At 38.6% G+C, this 16,070-nt stretch carries 10 protein-coding genes and 1 pseudogene; 9 read left to right on the top strand and 2 right to left on the bottom strand.

What is annotated here, in order from left to right; translation table 11 throughout:
* The first annotated feature begins 89 nt into the window (after nt 1-89).
* The 3 genes from PULV_RS17875 (at nt 90) to PULV_RS17865 (ending at nt 3,503) form a co-directional block, all read left to right on the top strand.
* Complete coding sequence (locus PULV_RS17875) at nt 90-911, top strand: MBL fold metallo-hydrolase (RefSeq protein WP_193332414.1); 822 nt, start codon at nt 90-92, stop codon at nt 909-911.
* A 66-nt stretch (nt 912-977) separates the two neighbouring features.
* Nucleotides 978-2,555 carry an HD domain-containing phosphohydrolase gene (locus PULV_RS22120; RefSeq protein WP_193332413.1) on the top strand — a complete coding sequence of 526 codons (1,578 nt, stop codon included), beginning with the start codon at nt 978-980 and terminating at the stop codon, nt 2,553-2,555.
* A gap of 18 nt (nt 2,556-2,573) precedes the next feature.
* Nucleotides 2,574-3,503, top strand: coding sequence for a hypothetical protein (locus PULV_RS17865; protein WP_086744426.1), 930 nt, complete (start codon nt 2,574-2,576; stop codon nt 3,501-3,503).
* Between the two features lie 34 nt (nt 3,504-3,537).
* On the opposite strand, the gene PULV_RS17860 is transcribed toward PULV_RS17865, so the two are convergent.
* Nucleotides 3,538-4,434: a diguanylate cyclase gene (locus PULV_RS17860; RefSeq protein WP_227009440.1), complete on the bottom strand. Its 897-nt coding sequence runs from the start codon at nt 4,432-4,434 to the stop codon at nt 3,538-3,540.
* Between the two features lie 165 nt (nt 4,435-4,599).
* Nucleotides 4,600-5,139, bottom strand: a pseudogene (locus PULV_RS17855) (PhoH family protein); the annotation flags it as partial.
* 110 nt (nt 5,140-5,249) lie between these two features.
* On the opposite strand from PULV_RS17855, the gene PULV_RS17850 reads away from it, so the two are divergent.
* From PULV_RS17850 to PULV_RS17825, 6 genes are read left to right on the top strand one after another with little or no spacing between them, the layout of a single operon-like run.
* Nucleotides 5,250-8,522, top strand: a complete 3,273-nt coding sequence (locus PULV_RS17850; protein ID WP_193332412.1) for a hypothetical protein — start codon at nt 5,250-5,252, stop codon at nt 8,520-8,522.
* A complete protein-coding gene (locus PULV_RS17845; RefSeq protein WP_193332411.1) occupies nt 8,512-10,881 on the top strand; it encodes a hypothetical protein in 2,370 nt (789 codons plus the stop codon). The genes PULV_RS17850 and PULV_RS17845 overlap by 11 nt, the downstream gene beginning before the upstream one ends.
* Complete coding sequence (locus PULV_RS17840; protein WP_193332410.1) at nt 10,874-11,578, top strand: hypothetical protein; 705 nt, start codon at nt 10,874-10,876, stop codon at nt 11,576-11,578. Before PULV_RS17845 ends, PULV_RS17840 begins: the two co-directional genes overlap by 8 nt.
* Before the next feature lie 3 nt (nt 11,579-11,581).
* Entirely contained in the window at nt 11,582-12,034 is a 453-nt protein-coding gene (locus PULV_RS17835) for a hypothetical protein (RefSeq protein WP_227009439.1), read from the top strand.
* The gene (locus tag PULV_RS17830; RefSeq protein ID WP_193332409.1) at nt 12,025-14,256 is read left to right on the top strand and encodes an ATP-dependent DNA helicase; all 2,232 of its coding nucleotides are present in this window, start codon (nt 12,025-12,027) and stop codon (nt 14,254-14,256) included. The genes PULV_RS17835 and PULV_RS17830 overlap by 10 nt, the downstream gene beginning before the upstream one ends.
* The gene (locus tag PULV_RS17825) at nt 14,249-15,598 is read left to right on the top strand and encodes a hypothetical protein (RefSeq protein ID WP_227009438.1); all 1,350 of its coding nucleotides are present in this window, start codon (nt 14,249-14,251) and stop codon (nt 15,596-15,598) included. Before PULV_RS17830 ends, PULV_RS17825 begins: the two co-directional genes overlap by 8 nt.
* Nucleotides 15,599-16,070 lie beyond the last annotated feature (472 nt).

The following is a 16,070-nucleotide window of genomic DNA, read 5'->3' as shown; positions in this document are numbered from 1 at the left end:
TATAAAACAAGGAGGCTGAGCCTTCTTGTTTTCTTTTCCTTCAATGCCTTAGCCATAAATCTCTGAACAGAAACTAAAAGCGAACGAATATGAAAGTCACCTTTTATGGCACCCGAGGCTCCATTCCTACCCCAGGTCCTGATACCGTGTTTTTTGGCGGTAATACTGCATGTGTATTGTTAGAATCAGGTCACCACAAGCTCATCCTTGATGCGGGAACGGGAATAAAGCGTCTTGGCGAACAACTAGCCAGCACGGACGAAAAAATACATATTCTGCTTAGCCATAATCATTGGGATCATATTCAAGGGTTTCCTTTTTTTATTCCTGCATACCAAGCTGGACGGCGGATCCATATTTACAGCGCGCCCACTGAGCCCACTCAACACCACGCCATTTTAGAGCAAATGTCACAAAGCTTTTTCCCCGTCCCAGCCAGCAAATTAATGGCCGAAATTAAAGTGCATCCCCTCAGTGAAGAAATTAAAGAACTCAACATTACAGGCTTTCAAATAGTCTGCAAACCTATCAACCACCCTAACGGTGGGTTTGCTTACAAAATTCGTGCTGACAACAAAACAGTTGCCTATGTCACTGATAATGAGCTTTTTTCAACCGATAACCTCAAAACGGCACTGACTGAATGGTATTCTTTTTTGCAAGACGTTGACTTACTGATCCATGACGCCCAGTACACCGATTCTGAAATGCCCTCTAAACTTGGCTGGGGTCATTCATCAATCGATCAAGCTATTGCCTTAGGCCAGCAAGCAAAGGTCAAACAATTAATTCTGTATAGCCATGCCCCAGAAAGAAAAGACAGTGAACTCGAGGAAGTTTTAGCCAAGTACGACCATACTCACACTATGAGGTTTGATATTTCTCGAGAAGGACAGGAAATCCACTTATGATTCGATCACTCCCGCACTATGTAGCTTATTTTCTTTGCGCTTTACCTAATAACTGAGGCGTACAGCATGCCCTTATTGAATAATAAAGACGCATTAGATGAATTACTGGCACTGAGCTATCGCCTCTCTACGGAAAAAAATACCACCAAGTTATTAGAAGACATATTATTAAGTGCGAAGGCATTGACTCATGCTGATGGCGGGACTATTTACTCAATTGTTGATGGGCAAGAACTCAAATTTGAAACATTACTAAATGACTCTTTGAATTTATACATGGGCGGCACTTCTCAAACAGCCATCCCTTTTAAAAATATCCCCATCTATCTCGATGGCGAAATTAACAAAAACGCTTTAGTCTCCTTAGCCGCCGCAACACAAAAACCCATAATAATAGAAGATGCCTATCAAGCTTGTGACCACGATATGAGTGGCGCTCGGGCGATGGATCAAAGGATTGGCTACCGCACAAAGTCAGTGCTTACTGTTCCTATGCAAAATCATGATGGCGATATTAACGGTGTATTGCAGCTCATAAACGCTCAATATCTGGGTCAAGTCGTACCATTTAACCAACAAGAAATCGACTTAGTGCTGTCTATGACATCACTGGCCGCCGTTGCATTAACCAATAAGCAATTAATCACCGAAATGGAAGTGTTATTTGAGTCTTTAGCAAAAGTCATCGCTCGTGCTATCGATGAAAAATCACCTTATACCGGCGGTCACTGTCGCCGCGTGCCTGAACTGACCATGATGATAGCTGAAGCGGTTAATCGCACACATCATGGCCCTTTGGCTGAATTTCATTTATGTGAACAAGAAAAAAGTGCGCTTAATGTCGCAGGATGGCTTCATGATTGCGGCAAAATTGCCACTCCTGAATATGTGATGGACAAAGCCACAAAGTTACAAACCATTTTCGACCGAATTGATTACTTAGACGCAAAACTTGAGATTTATGCTCAGCAACTTGAGTTAAAAGCACTCAAAGAACCTGAACTAAATATTGATCTGGCTAGTGCCCTAGAACAACTAGCAGCAGATCGAGACTTTCTTAAACATACCAATTTAGGCAGTGAATTTTTACCTAATGAGAGCATAGAGCGAATTGAACATCTCGCTAAAACATATGTCATTACGATTAACGGAGTTGAGCAATCCGTATTTACCGATGACGAGTTAGCCTGTTTGAAAATACAACGTGGCACACTCACACCTGAAGAGCGAACCATTATTAATCACCATATTGATGTAACGGTCATGATGCTCGATTCCCTCCCTTTTCCTAAACATTTAAAAAGTGTGCCGGAGTATGCCTGTGGGCATCACGAAAAAATGGATGGGACTGGCTATCCCAAAGGGCTAACCAAAGAGCAAATGTCAGCGCCCGCTCGCATGATGGCGATTGCTGATATTTTCGAAGCGTTAACAGCGTCAGACCGGCCATATAAGCCAGGGAAAACACTCAAAGAATGCTTGAAAATCATGGGTTTTATGGCTAAAGATCAGCATATTGATGCTGATTTGTTCAACATTTTCATTAAAGAAAAAGTATACTTAGATTACGCCAAGAAATTTGTACCAAATATTGCGGATGAAGATATTGATGAAAACGACATTCCCAATTACACCGCTCCATAATAAAGACTTGTGCCAACTGTGAAATTGTTAATACTGTTATTGCTTACGCTCTTTTCGAGCGACCTCATCTGCTTTGAAAAAACAGAGCATGATTTAGGCGACGTTATTGAATATCGTTATACATGGCGAGACATGGATGACCAACGTCAAACCTTAGCGTTTAAGTTAGAAAAAGAATTAATTAACAATACCTATCGACGCTTTAAACGTTATGATCAAGATGAAGCTTTAAACTTTGTTTACCAACAATTACTGTCTCAAGTCAGCCAGTACAACCCCAGAAACGTTCGCGTCAAATTTAAACGACACCACAAAAAACTCATCTACAGTATCAAAAGCAAAAATGATGATACCAGGGAAAAAGTACTAACTGAACTGACAGAAATTGAACATTCTGCCCAACAAGCTTTTTTAGAGAAACATCACTACGTACTATTTCAAAGCCCCTGGCATGGCCCGAGCATCAAAGTGGATCACCTTCGCTTTGCTCAAGAAGGTCTTGCTCATGTTGCACCAATTGCTGCCGCTATTGAGGCCCAAATGACCTTAAGAAAACCGCGAGATGTGATTAACTTCGTTCTCAACTGGGTGCAGTCAATCCCATATTCACCACTCGAAGATCGCAAAAGCTCTAACGGGGCCGGGTTTAACCCTCCACTACGACTTCTGACCCAAAATATTGGCGATTGCGACAGTAAAATGATTTTAGCAGCCACTATTTTGAAAAATATTTATCCCCGCCTGAGCATTGTTTTGCTCTACTTGCCTGAACATGCTTTGCTTGGTTTTCAACTACCCATAGTCAGCACTGATAATTATGTTGATATAGAAGGGCTTAATTATTTACTTGCCGAGCCAGTTGGTCCTGCTTTATTGCCGCTGTCAGAAGTGTCTCAAAGTTCGAGATCATTTGTGGATGGTAAAAGCTATTATCATGAAATATTCTAGGCTTAAGGTTAGATGCCCATACTACAGTTAAAAGTTACCCTGCTTTAACTTGGTTTCGGCCCGCTTCTTTCGCCATGTATAAATGTTTATCCGCGACTTCGATAAGGGAGTTTTCATCGACAACCCCTTCAGAGCGACTACTTGCAACACCTATGCTAATTGTTACGTAATCACTGGTTGGCGAAAACTGATGAGGGATCATTAAGTCATAGATTGCTTTTTGTAAACGTTCAGCTTGTTTAATCGCATCTTCTAATGCACATGGAGAAAAAACAGCGGCAAACTCTTCTCCACCATAACGAGCCACAAAATCACTCCCCCGTTGGCACAAAGATTTAATCGTTGTGGCGACTAATTTTAAACATTCATCGCCCGCACGATGCCCATAGTTGTCATTAAATAATTTAAAATGATCAATATCGATAATGAGCATCACCATTTCTTCATTACTGCGCGCAGTTCTACGCCATTCTTTTGCAATATTTTCATCAAAAAAACGACGATTATTAATCTCGGTTAAACCATCAATAGAGACTAATTTTTCTAGAAGGTCATTTTTTTGTTTAATAGTGAGTTGGTTTTTGACCCGAACTTGTACAATAGGTGGGCTAAATGGCTTAGTAATATAATCCATTGCGCCCATTTCTAACCCTTTCGCTTCATCGGCATGACTATCGTTGGCAGAAATAAAAATAACAGGAATGGACTGAGTGTCACTTTGATTTTTAAGGTGCTTGAGCACCTCATATCCATCTAACCCGGGCATTTTAATATCAAGTAAAATAAGGTCGACCGGATGTTGAGCGCTTAACGTGAGCGCTTCTTCCCCATTACGCGCTGTCATCACACGATATTGGGGTTGCAGAGTTTGTGATAACACCACCAAATTAAGTGGGTCGTCATCTACAACTAAAATTAACGCTCGTTCCATCGTTACTCCCATCTAGGGCCAGACCTTTTTAATCAATCCTAACAGATTATGTTAGGTATATTTTTTAACTTAGATTTTACTATAGCGGCAAAAATTACCAACCCTAAAGCTTTTAGGTAATTTTTACCACGAATAAACACAATAGCTAGCACTATAGACAGCCAATTACAAATTTTCTTCTGCAAAAGCAGCTAATCGGCTTCGTACAACACCATTTAAATTAACCGTCGCACTCCCTTCAAAGTTTTTAAACCGTTCAACCAAATATGTTAAACCAGAGGTTACAGGTGTTAGGTAGCTACTATCAATTTGCGCTAAGTTTCCAGAGCAAATTAACTTAGTGCCTTCTCCACAACGTGTAATAATCGTTTTTAGCTGCGCTGCCGTCAAATTCTGACTTTCATCAAGAATTACGATGGCATTTTGAATACTTCGTCCACGCATAAAGTTTACCGACTTAAACTGAATATTGGCCTTTTCCATTATGTAGTTTCGACTCGAAATCGGATTTTGATCGCTTTTATGCAACACTTCTAACGAATCAGTAATCGCAGCAAGCCAAGGGGCCATTTTTTCTTCTTCGGTACCTGGCAAATAACCAATTGATTCTGCAATTTCAGGGGTATTACGAGTGACAATGACTTTGTCATAGATGCCTTGCTCAATCACAAGCTCTAGAGCACATGCCAGCGCCAGTAAGGTCTTAAGGTATTATAAATTCAAAATAGATACACCGACCGACCGATTAAGTGTTATTATTTGCAATCATTTATCTGAAAGTCGATACAATTTTAAGGTATACCTAAGCTAGTCCTATGAATGACAATAAAAATAAAAGCATCCTCAACATCGACAATACAATTTTTCAAAGCTTAGCCCCAAAAGGCAGCTTTTTACAACATTGTTTAATCAATTCTAAATGGGATGATGAAAACGAAAAAACCTCATCTCTAGCGCATTATAATTTACGATTAGCGATATCAAAATTGCTACAGCTAATAAATACTGATGAAGAAGATCACCAAGCACTAATCCATTTATTAGTGAGTAAACCAGAGACTGTAACCATCAAAGATCTAATCCAAGGTTACAAGTCAGTTGATCTAGCATTAGTAAACAGCTTTCCTTTGAGCAGAGCCAAAAGCTACAGCACCGCAGTCAGAAACTTTTTCAATTCATTCAGTGCTCCCATAGAAAATGGTTTTAATGCATCAGAATTAACATATGAAACACTATTATCAACAAATGTAGACTTTAAGAAAAATCCCAACATCGATCTTTTTGCCATTGATGTAAAAAATAAGATTAAGTTTACCGTTATTGATCCCGACACTTTGCCAAATCTATTTGTTAAAGACTCGGTTTTACACGATCTTCTGATCAATTTAGAAAACGCTTCAAAAGAACAGCCATTTGAATACTCCGTCATCGCAGGCTTTAAAAATGTGTTACGCGAAATTGACAAGTGGCCTGAAAATTCTCAGATAAAAATACTACTCAACAGCCCATTAAACGAATTAACGCTAAATACAATTATCGATTCGCTAATCGATTTTGAGAAAAACTTACATAAGGCTTTACCAAATAGAAAGTTGAATCAGCCAAGTACACTGTTTAGACAGAAGCTCTTTGAGCATGGGCTAACTGCTCCTGAACTAAATAAAGCGAAAGACCTCTTCAAAACCAACTTTAACAAAGCTGGTCAGTTAAAATTTAAGCCACGCTTCATAATACAGTGTGAAAACAATGAGCATATTGTAGATTCATTTCAACTACCATTAGTTCTGCCGTTGGAGAGTGTGGGCGAGGATTGTTTTAGTCAGTTCGAAAAAATATCAGAAACCAGCCCTGCCGATACGGACAGCGTAACTGACCTAATAGAAATCTTGATACTGCTTCAGCAAGGGGGATATAGTGATGGGAGATTACTATTTGCTAAAAAGCCCGAAGACTTGATTACTTATAATGTTTCCAAGGGCTTAATCGATCTAGAGTTATTAATCACCGAACACTTCCCAAACAATAAGCAAGAAAAGCTGCAACTCATTCGTGACTTTCTGAACCTATGCGAAACCCCAACTCAAAGTGGAAGGTTACTAAAAGATTTTGAGATTGATTCGACTATTAATCCAAAAGAAAAAATTAATACAATGGCTTTTCAAGGTTATTCCAAAGCTAACGGTAAAAAGAATGATATCACCGTAAAATTTAACCTGACCAAGCTAAAACCTTTGTTGAAATTAAACAGTGTCTTAGTCACAGCTTTGAATAAATTACAAACGCACACAGCGACTACACCAATGCCTGCCACATCTTTATCTGACATAGAGCGGACTTTGGGCTATATCGTAGATACATCACTAGAGTCAGCACAAATAAAGCATATCCTTACCAACCTACTGTCTGAATTAGAACAGCGAGATTTCAGGTTAGGTTTTGCTCAGCTTGAAGACATCATCGATGAGATGGATATACAATTAAAGGCACCTAGAAGCCAAGGTCTACGTACATTCTTAAGTAATTATGCTGGTAAAATCAACGGCTTGATTGATATAAAAAACTGTGGTTTTAAATCTAGATTTAGCGCATCTGACGAAATGAATGCTCAAAAGCTAATTGAGCCTGTTGATGAGAATGGTGATGTATTACCCAGCCCTATTCAAAATCAACAACAATCGCTATCAGAGTTAAGAAAAAATGTACAAGAGTACTTTGAAAAGCCAATTAACCAGATACTAAATTCGTGTAAGAAAGAAGTTGAATGCTATAAGCAGCTTGTATCTACTTTTAACACTTACACGAAAAAAGACGAAAATGGGGTTCACATCAAAAATATCCCAGAAGAAGTTACTGCTTTAGTTAAAAACAATCAAGTTGAGGGAGGTAGAGGAATTCTAAAGTCACAAGCGAGTGCCATTAGAAAAGAATTTACAAATGAAGTTATGATGGGTGCTTACCTTCGGCATCAACTATCCATTGGAACAACAAGCACAACCTACTGCTCTCAAAAATCTGAGTTAATCCCAACTTATGTGAAACATTGGTTTCCTAACTCAAGTACAGGTATGAGAGACTTCTTTTGGTCAGGCATATTTTTACCAAAAAACATTCTTCTTGTGTGCTTTATCAGATTAGCTATTAGAACCACTTGGAATAAAGATGTAATAGCTACGTTGACTCGTGCAAATTTGCCAGAGCAAATACCAGAAGGACCTTTTGTACTTGCTGGGTTCAAAGAAAAAGTAGGTAAAGAGGCTACGCCCGTTACGATTGAGCCACATGAAAAAGAAATTCGTGAGGTGATCAGCTTTCTTATCCAACATCATGACAACATGGTGCGAATGGGCTTTAAGCAAGAGAGTATTTGGGATACTCCGGGTTCGACAAAACTAAATTTCCTATCGGCAAGTATTTTAGACAGGCTACGCGATCACTATACCCTTCCTTATTTTCGGATGGAGTTATTAGCCAAACATCAAATGAATCTAAGAAAAGGTATCGACGGTAGCTTAGTAAATTCACAACGTGAACGAAATCATGCAACCAGTAGAGTAACTTCTGCTTATCTAACGCACCCTATCGCCGTGATTGAATATGAAGCCAACAATGCAGACTTCCAGCGAAAATTTGAAACAACCGTTCAGTTTAGACATAAAGAAGCATCTATAGAGAAATACGGCTTAGATCGTAGCAACATTGACGAGGATTTGATCGTAGCACCAGCAGAGCATAAAGAAGAATTGCCTGAATGGTTTATTTTAGCAGACGGCTCATCATGCACAGACATCTTCGCTGCTGTTGATAAATCTAAACAGGATAGTATCTGTAAAGGTCGAAAGTGCCATTCAGGAGAAGGTTGCGAGTTCAATCGCGTTGAATTGGGTGTTGATGAATTTGTACGAACCCTGCGACATCAGGCTTATTACATAGCACGTGGAGAGGTGCTGTTGGCAAAGCATGGTAGAGAATATTTTGATGAGTATATTGCACCTGACATGCGATTTACGTTTGGTTTGGTGAAGTATGTAGAGTTATCCAATCCTCTAATGTTCAAAGAAGCTAAAGGGAGATTAGAAAATGAACAGTAATCTTAAGTACCAATTCTTAGAAGATATAAAGCCGGAAGACATACTGGAAGAGCATGATGATCTGCTTTTAGAAAATGCAAAACTGTTGCAAGTTACAGATGAAAAGCTCTCTATTGAAGGTACTGTTTTACATTATCACGCAAAGATAACTGGCGCTAAAGCCAATGAAACGGTGCTACAAAAAGGCTCTGTAGATCTGCGAGATATATGGGTTCCCGGTGCTGCGGGGTGGCAGCACCCAGTGCCTATATTGGTTTACCCTGACTATGCCAAGGCACTTGTTGAAATCATCGATATCTATGCAAACAGAGCTAAACATACGCCGACATTTGTAAAAACAGGGGTAATGTCGCAAGTTAACGTTGCAGCGCAATTCATTGAATATATGTGCTTACATGGTCATCTCGTACTAAATGGAGTAAATCAAAAGCAAATCGATAAGATGAAAGTAACGCTCAAAGAAGGTGGTATTCCAGCAACGCTGGCCTTGCATGACCGAGTTAATTCATTTGTCGATTTGTTAATCGAGAATGACGAACTAGAGCCATTTTTAATCAAAGACGGTAATACCGAAAACTCTAAAGTAACGAGTATAAGAGTACCTAAAATTGCCCAATGTATCGGTGCGGTTAGTCTTGAAAATCAAGTTCCAACTAGTGTTTACCAAAGAGTAACAGAACACCTAAAATCAAAGGGAGTTAAAGTCGGTGCTCGTTTAGCATCCAAAGGCGCATCTTCACCTTCTCAACCAGCCGTTAAATCTTTGAATAACTGGTTTGGTACTTGGAATAGGTTTGCAAAACTAGATAACGAAGATCGGATGCAGTTTATTCCTTTTCCTAACCCTAACCAGCTTTCTAAAAAGCTAGGTAAAGTAGCTGGTCGCACAAAAAACTTGGATTTAGAACATGTTGTTGATCTATTGGGCGGTTCACACCTTTGGGTATACGAATATTCATCCAAAATAATTTCATTAGTAAATGAAATTACCAACTTAAAAAATCAATACCTTGATGAAGGGCTTCGCCATCGAACACTGACTGAAGGTAGATTTCCAGAATTTTTAGTTAGCTCAAAAAAAGTTAAAGAGCTTGAAAAGCTGCTTGGCATTGAAATCCATAAATCGAGTTTAACTGCTTCAGATAAAGAATCAGAGGCGTTCTCTGTAACCGAGGTAATCACGTTATTGATGACCGCATGTTATGTCATATTGCAAACTTACAACGCAAGAAGACAAGCAGAAATCCAGCACCCTCTCATCGGTATTACAGAAGAGTTCTTCCGTTGCAAAGATAAAAAGTTCAATTGGTATCAAGCCTGCTTTTATAACGAGAAAAATGGTGAGCGCCGCTGGTACACAACTAATAACGGTAGTACCAAAGCAATTCAATGCTTAATTAAATTGAAAAAAGCATGGGGGGCTGTTGATGTTGACGGCTTGTTTAATGTGCCAACCTTTAGAATTGATGAACAAGATAACTTCAAACACTATAAATATCATTTTAATAAGGGAAAAGATTCAAAGATCACTGGCAACGCCTTCTTAAAAATGATGCTAGGTGATGCAGAAGTGGATATGAAAAGCCACCCATTCAGACGTATCTATGCCGTTATTTACCATTATCAGTACAAAAACGCAGACTTACTAGCATTATGTCACCAGCTAGGACATGTTGATCCCGATGAAACAACTGTGTATGTGACGGAGCCTGCCGCTAGAGAAACGCATGAGCAACTTCATCATAAAACCAAGCTGACTCGAAATGAGAGAGCTGAATCTACCATTGCGATTAAAGAAGAAAACAAAGCACTAGATAAAATAATTGCTGAAGTAGGTGTTGAAACAACGGCAAAAGATATTCTGGCTCTACTTATGGGCACCGAAGAAATGGCAGGTAAATATACTTCTTATTTGAAAAAGGTTTACCGAGTTTTACAAAAGAGTGTCAGATTCAACAACTATACCAAAGACAAGTACGGTAAAGGCTTTAGCGAATTACCTGACGAAGAAAAAAGTAATGAAATGGCTCAAGTGCTGGATGCTAGAGGCCACAAACACAAACCTAAACCACATGCTACTTGCCATAAAAAAGAGGGAGAAGCTAAAAAGCATAAGGCACCTTGTGAACCATCTGTGTGTAAAGGCTGTGCATACCAAGAAGTAAAACGAACCCAGCTTAATATTATGAAAGAAGACTTAATCGCGCTAAAGGCAGTCCAAGCTGATTATTTGACGCTCCCTGTTGAACGTATGCGAGCTAAGGAACAAAGCGCTAATTTAGAGATTTTAATTGAAAGCCATGAACGCACAATGAAAAGAAGTAAGAGTATTTTCCAAGCGGAGCAACCTAATGGCTAAGACAAAACAAACCCAAGATCCCCAACAAAAAGAAGCTTTTGAGCGCATTGAAAGAAAAGTGGAAATACTTGAAAAGTGGGCAAGCGAGGGAATCCCCTTTGTATTAGTTAATGGTAACAAACAGGTTGATGACAAAGGAAAATATGTCCTTGAATTCTTCCCTACCAGCCCTACAGGGCTTAGAAAGTGGAACGGTAAACAAAATAGTAAGGATGTTGTTAAGCAATATGATATTCCGACATATACAACATCTGCAAAGTCTCTGGATGCAATACCTACGAGCTTAAAGCTAAGAATTTATGGCGATAAAAATAAACTAAACATTTGGGAAAGACTGAAGTTTAAGGCCAAGCTGCAAGCCAACACTAAAGAAAAGAACGCCCTGCAAGAGCTAGAGGAAGAGCTTAAAGTATCTAAAGTTAATCACCAAGGGCTAGCAAACGAATTAATTGAACTTAGAGTGACTAACAAATACTTGGAAGAAGAGAACTGCACGTTAGAAAACCAGATTGAAAGTGTACGTTTGTCTATAAAATCCCAGCTTGATCTGAAGAAAAAATTACTTAAGCAGTCTGAGCTAAAAAGTAAGAAACTCAGTATCGAAAATACAAAGCTGAAAAAGCTTTTAGACGAACATGGTATCGGCTACGAAAATGCTGACGAGAGCACCTCTATTATTGATTTTCCGGGGAAGTAAATAATGGTGAATAAGCGCAGAAAATCTTCTCAGGATATCGGTAAACAGAATGCTAAAAAGATAGCTGATTGGGTAAATACTTCGCCTGTTATCCCTTTGTATCAAGGTCGGGTTAACAAGACTCAAATTTTCAAGATGCATAATGTGCCTAAATCAACCCTAGATACGAATGAAGATCTACAAAAATTATTTGATCCTGATGGTCCAATAGAGAAGCTAGTTCGAAAACAAAAAGGGCTTGAGATTGAGCTGTCTAATGATGTTGAAGAAGAAAATTCAGTAAAAGAAAATCTAGAAAATACGGTTTCAAATAGTGAGCTTGAATTGAAAGTTAAGGCATTAGAGACACAGCTTAACTCTATTCAATTAGATCTGGCTTCAGAAGAGTTTTTGTTGGCAACAGGTCGGTATATTCCAAAACTTTACTTGGATGATGGTGACGTGTCATGCAAATAAGCAATATATCGTTTCACGAAGATGTTAAGCAATTAACAGGCGTAGTCACTTTAGTTCGGCACCATACACAAGATAAACGTGGTATTTCATCTATTTTTTTATTAAAGGTTGCACGTGAAAAAATAATCGTGAAGGCTGAATTCGGTGCAATCACCTCAATCCCACAAACAGGAGAAATCTGGAGGGCGACTGGTGATTATTTCTTTGATAAAGAGTATGGCTCACAGTTTGTTGTTAATGAGGCTTCAAAGCAGCACCCCAGCGCAGAAATTACAACAGATGTTCTTTGTGATTTTCTTATCTACAACGCCCATTTCGTCGGGATAAATAGCTATTGGGCGAAGAAACTTAAGCTCGCTTTTGGTGAAGATTTATTAGCTGTTTTACAAAGTTACTCAGCTAAAAAGTTATCTAACTGTAAAAAGCTAAAAATCTCACCAGTTATGGCCCAAAATCTTTGTGATGGTTGGGCTAAAGCTGTTGGTGAAACTGAATTAAATCTATTTTTTGAACGACACGATTTACCAGTTGAGTATGTTGAAGCGACTCGTCAGCTATTAGGACATGACGCAAGTAGCCTGATAAAAAAGAATCCATATCTGCTCTATCCTATAACCTCTGTAAATGCTGCAAAGCGGACATGGAAATCACTAGACAAAAAATTAAGAGTTAATTTTGATATCAATTTGAACGATAAGCGTAGAGCGATTTCATTTATTGAATCACTACTCTATTCAGCACTAAGCAATAACGGTGATATGGCATTACCTGCTGATGAAGTCAAAACTGAGCTGATTGAAGCGGGAATTGAGCTAGAACTTGATGAAGTTGAAGACTGTGCTTTTCAGACGCTTTGTTTCAACAAACAAAATAACACTATACAAATTTTAGGTCATCAGGCGATTGAGAAGGCAATAAATGCATTATTTCACAGGCGTTTATCTAAGATAAAGCAGCTATTTGATAGGAGTTCATTGGCGTTTGGCGAAACGTTATCAGTACTAGAAAACAATAATATTGAGCTAAATCCTCTCCAGTTACAGGCATTAGGTAATGCCTTTAATCAGCCTGTTTCTTTTATTGTCGGGGAAGCTGGAACAGGAAAGTCTTTGCTATCCCAGATCATCATTGATGTATGCCTTAATAATGGTATTAACGTTTGGAAAGTTAATTCAGTTGTTCGTAATGAAGATAATATACTGCCTAATTTAAAGGGAGAATCTATTAATCGCTTCATTTCACAGGCAAAAAAGCGAAACCTAAAAGGCGCATTATCTGAGGCACTTATCCTGATAGAAAATTCAAATTCAGTTGATATGTTAACGCTGTATAAACTTTTAAAGGTTATTCCTCTTAACGTTCACATTTGCTTTATTGGCGATAAATTTAAATTACCCCCTATAGGTCCGGGATCGTTTTTCAAACAGGCTGTTGAATTAAAAGATGAAGCCCTAACAGAGTTAATTGAAGTGAACGGTGCCGAGTCCCAGTCTGATATCCAACGGCTGTATAGCTCTTTAATTGGTGGCGCTGCATCATCAGTATTTGATGCTATTCCTGCATTTGACGTGTCAGAAGAACAAAGCCTAAGTATTTACCATACTGAAGATAAATCTCACGAGATGCTTAGTACCGTTGCGACCAATATTTGGTTTGAATTGACTTCAATGTTAAGTGATGTACCTAAGATCATTTGCTCTAGTCCTCAATTGTGCGATGGCATAAATTCCCAAATTCAACGGGTTCGTTTTGATCGGAAAAAAGTAGCAAAGCTAGAAATTGGAGAATCTATTTTCTACGCGGGGGAGCCAATTATTTTTGCCAAACCTAATAAATTTGTCGATGTACCAGTTGGCACATTAGCAGACATTGTAGAAGTTTACGAAAAGCCTGTCGTTGCATATGGACGTGAGTGTTGGATGAAGATAGACATTGGCGGTGATTGTATCGATTTGTCATTAAATGATATTGAAAGTATTGCACTTTGTTATGTAATTACGGCTCAGAAGGTTCAGGGTAATCAATTTAATCATTCTTTAGTTATTTTGGATAATTTCTATTTGATTGATAAATCATGGCTTTACACATGTATAAACGCATCTAGAGAGTCGATGTTATTTATCGGCAATAGGAGTCAATTAGTCAATGCGGTTGATGCCTCAGAGTTTAGCGCTAAGAGACATTGTGGCGTTCCGCTTAAATTGGAGGTTTCAGATGAGTAACGGTATTACTGAAACAAAGATACGCTATGATCGTCAAGACCACTATGTTTACCAAGATATCAACGGAGAGGTCCTTTGGGGGCCTACTGACTTTCTAATCAATCTTGATAGAGATCCTAAGACCAAGCGCACTTATCGAAAGGCTATCAGACGATTATTTAAATTCTTAAACTCTGGCAAACATAAAATAAGCTGGCTTGAAATGAACGACTCACGCATGAGGGAGTTTAGGGCATTCTGTTTAAAAGCAACAAAAGCAGATTCTCGCTACAGAGGTAATGAAAACGTTGCCAAGCAAACGGTCAACAGTGATTTTTTGATGCCAATCTATAACTTTTATCATTGGGTACAAAAGCAAGGTACATATCACCCAAATATTCTTGGTTTTGATCCGGCCAATAAGTTTTCATATCAAATAACATCATCATTATTATTGAAAGAAATCGCCGTATCTAGAAATGAAAAGCCAAATAATAATTCACTTTATCCAGAATTATTTAGAGATTGTGATACGAGAAGCCGAAACAGAAAAGATGCAAGTGAGTATGAGCTAGAAGAACTAAATAATTACATAGTTAATGAATATCAGGGCTATGAGCGAGCGTCACTACTCTTAATTGCACAGATCATGAATGAAACGGGTAGCCGCCCGATTTCAGTTAGTAGCTATCGTAGACTTCAATTTTCTAAAGAAATCATCGAAAAAGAGTTCTTCCTCAACAAGCAAGATAGTTTATCAATTGTTCCAAAGCTGGCTAAGCAAGGAAATACTATGCCAGTGAGCTTTAGATTCTCAACAGTGCTCGCTGTCAGGAATTTCGTTGAGAATGATTTGGAAGAGTTTCTCACCAACATTGATACTGGCAACTACGATGGTCATTTGTTCATAGACCCCAACAACTTTAAACCATTAACGGCGGAAAATATCAGCAAGCTCTTCAGTGAAATCACCACAGAACTTGGCTGGCCTAAAGGTAAATCGATATACTCATTACGTCATAAATTTTCAGGCGATAGCCTTGATAAGCATTTGGACGCTGCAATAGAGCTAGGCTTTAGTGCTAATGAAACCGCAATTGCACTTCAGATGGAAAAAGAGATGACCCATCGTAGCTCCGGCTCTCTAGAAGACTATATTTCGAGTCGTAAAAGAACGATGCAACAAACTGAATCTTTTAAGAAGTCATTAAAAATTAGTGAACTAGAATCAGATAAAACTCGCCTTGAGTTAGAAAGGCAAAAAGCGATAGAAAGCGCAGAGCAAAAAGATGCAGAGAATCAGGCACTGTTATTAGAAATTCAAAAGCTACAAAGCCAACTAAAAGACGGCGATATTAATTAGTAAATATCTGAATCGGGGATCTCAAGATCTCCTAGATCACCAACCTGCGAATAAAAAGGATGAGTCTCAAATGTATATATTTTATCATCGGACTCGTTATCTTTCGAAACGGCATAGTCAAAGCTTGTAGTGTCGGATTCTAACGAGTCGAGAACGTCACTAAGTTTTGGGTACTTGAATTCAAGTTTCCTATTCATCGTAAACCTCTATAGTTCGCCCTGAGTAATTATAGTATAGAATGAGGGTCATAGACTCTCCCGTTCAGCAAATGCTAAGAAGTGGTGCTTACGATTGAGTTTTTGAAAAAGTAACCTTTGAGAGGTTACTTTTCAAAGGAGTACAAAATAGTAACCGTTGAAAGGTTACTACTTGGCGGCAAACTAAATCTATAGTAGATCTCAATTCTAGTTTTGGTGTTACTTTGAATACGCAAGCTTAAGACTATAATCAGTGAAAATAAAAAATCCACACA

Source organism: Pseudoalteromonas ulvae UL12 (assembly GCF_014925405.1).
GTDB classification, from domain to species: Bacteria; Pseudomonadota; Gammaproteobacteria; order Enterobacterales; family Alteromonadaceae; genus Pseudoalteromonas; species Pseudoalteromonas ulvae.
Note: the sequence above shows the minus strand (reverse complement) of the source record. Positions and strands in the feature narration are given on the sequence as shown.

Excerpts from the sequence above, each read along its gene's own strand:
- PULV_RS17845 (WP_193332411.1), top strand. The coding sequence starts at position 8,512 with ATGAACAGTAATCTTAAGTACCAATTCTTAGAAGATATAAAGCCGGAA.
- PULV_RS17850 (WP_193332412.1), top strand. The coding sequence starts at position 5,250 with ATGAATGACAATAAAAATAAAAGCATCCTCAACATCGACAATACAATT.
- PULV_RS17830 (WP_193332409.1), top strand. The coding sequence starts at position 12,025 with ATGCAAATAAGCAATATATCGTTTCACGAAGATGTTAAGCAATTAACA.
- PULV_RS17875 (WP_193332414.1), top strand. The coding sequence starts at position 90 with ATGAAAGTCACCTTTTATGGCACCCGAGGCTCCATTCCTACCCCAGGT.
- PULV_RS17825 (WP_227009438.1), top strand. The coding sequence starts at position 14,249 with ATGAGTAACGGTATTACTGAAACAAAGATACGCTATGATCGTCAAGAC.
- PULV_RS22120 (WP_193332413.1), top strand. The coding sequence starts at position 978 with ATGCCCTTATTGAATAATAAAGACGCATTAGATGAATTACTGGCACTG.
- PULV_RS17860 (WP_227009440.1), bottom strand. The coding sequence starts at position 4,434 with ATGGAACGAGCGTTAATTTTAGTTGTAGATGACGACCCACTTAATTTG.
- PULV_RS17840 (WP_193332410.1), top strand. The coding sequence starts at position 10,874 with ATGGCTAAGACAAAACAAACCCAAGATCCCCAACAAAAAGAAGCTTTT.
- PULV_RS17835 (WP_227009439.1), top strand. The coding sequence starts at position 11,582 with ATGGTGAATAAGCGCAGAAAATCTTCTCAGGATATCGGTAAACAGAAT.